Source organism: Xanthobacter sp. BG11Y11_SDJG, assembly GCF_057364445.1.
In genome coordinates this window covers 1-1,738 of the sequence record NZ_JBNFNU010000600.1, presented here as the reverse complement: position 1 = coordinate 1,738, position 1,738 = coordinate 1, and the positions used below count along the sequence as shown (strand labels likewise).

The window sequence follows — 1,738 nt, the reverse complement described above, 5'->3', positions numbered from 1 at the left end:
ACGGTGGCCAGCGCACGATGCCGATGGCGCGAAAGGACGGCGCGCGGCCCCCCGACCGGGAAGCCGCGCCGGACGCCGGCTCTCCCGCCGTCCGGCCGGGGTGTTCCATCTGCGGGTTCGAGGGGTCGGGCGTCACCATACCGGAGGTCCAAAATGAGCAACAAGATGTGGGGCGGCCGTTTTTCCTCCGCCCCCGACGCCATCATGGAGGAGATCAACGCCTCCATCGGCTTCGACCAGCGTCTTTATGCGCAGGACATTGCCGGTTCCAAGGCCCATGCCGCCATGCTGGGCGCCCGGGGCATCGTGGCGGCGCAAGATGCCGAGACCATCGCCAAGGGTCTAGACACGATCCTGTCAGAGATCGAGCAGGGCAAGCTCACCTTCCGGCGCGAGCTGGAGGACATCCATATGAACGTGGAGAGCCGGCTCGCCGAACTGATCGGCGCGCCCGCCGGCCGGCTTCACACCGCGCGCTCGCGCAACGACCAGGTGGCGACCGACTTCCGCCTCTATGTGCGCGACACCATCGACGCCCTCGACGCCCAGCTCGCCGACCTGCAGCGCGCGCTGGCGGAGAAGGCGCTGGCGCACGCCGCCACCGTCATGCCCGGCTTCACCCATCTGCAGACCGCCCAGCCCGTGACCTTCGGCCACCACCTGATGGCCTATGTGGAGATGGTGGCGCGCGACCGCGGCCGGCTGAAGGACGCGCGGACGCGCCTCAACGAGTGCCCGCTGGGCTCCGCCGCGCTCGCCGGCACCTCCTTCCCCATCGACCGGGAGGCGACCGCCCGGGCGCTCGGCTTCGACCGGCCGACGGCCAATTCGCTCGATGCCGTGTCCGACCGCGACTTCGTGATGGAGACGCTCGCCGCCGCCTCGATCTGCGCCATCCACCTCTCGCGCTTCGCCGAGGAGGTGGTGATCTGGACCTCGCCCTCGTTCGCGCTGGTCAAGCTCTCGGACGCCTTCACCACCGGCTCGTCCATCATGCCGCAGAAGCGCAATCCCGACGCCGCCGAGCTGGTGCGCGCCAAGGCCGGCCGCATCGTCGGCGCGCTCACCGCCATCCTGGTGGTGATGAAGGGCCTGCCGCTCGCTTATGCCAAGGACATGCAGGAGGACAAGGAAGGCACGTTCGACGCCTTCTCCGCCCTGTCGCTGGTGATCGCCGCCAGCGCCGGCATGGTGCGCGACCTCAAGCCCGACGAAAAGCGCATGGAGAAGGCCGCCGGCCAGGGCTATTCCACCGCCACCGACCTCGCCGACTGGCTGGTGCGCACGCTCAACATGCCGTTCCGCGAGGCGCACCACGTGACCGGGCGGATCGTCGCGCTCGCCGCCGAGCGTGGCATCGCGCTGCACAAGGTGCCGCTCGCCGACATGCAGCAGGTGGAGCCGAGGATCACGCAGGACGTGTTCTCGGTGCTCTCGGTGGTGCGCTCGGTGCGCAGCCGCGTGAGCTATGGCGGCACCGCGCCGGCGCGGGTGCGCGCCCAGGCCAAGCGTTGGCTGAAGCGTCTGGGTGACACGCCGGCATGAACCGACGCCGGCGCCCCGCGCCCTCCGCTGTTCCCGCTCGCCTTTGGCGCTCCAGACACTATAGTGGCGGCAAATTCATCGGATGGCACGGATCGTGATGACCCGCCTCAGATCGTTTGACCCTGCCGCCGCAGCGCGGTGCGACCGAAGCTTCGCCGGCCGGATGCCCGCGCGAAGCGCTGCGCGCGCGGCT

General features: G+C 70.0%; 1 protein-coding gene. It reads left to right on the top strand.

The genetic code is table 11. From position 1 onward, the window contains the following. The first annotated feature begins 153 nt into the window (after window positions 1-153). Window positions 154-1,545, top strand: a complete 1,392-nt coding sequence (gene argH / locus AC2W7M_RS24845; protein WP_486135720.1) for an argininosuccinate lyase — start codon at window positions 154-156, stop codon at window positions 1,543-1,545. The last annotated feature ends 193 nt before the right edge of the window (window positions 1,546-1,738 follow it).

Excerpts from the sequence above, each read along its gene's own strand:
- argH (WP_486135720.1), top strand. The coding sequence starts at position 154 with ATGAGCAACAAGATGTGGGGCGGCCGTTTTTCCTCCGCCCCCGACGCC.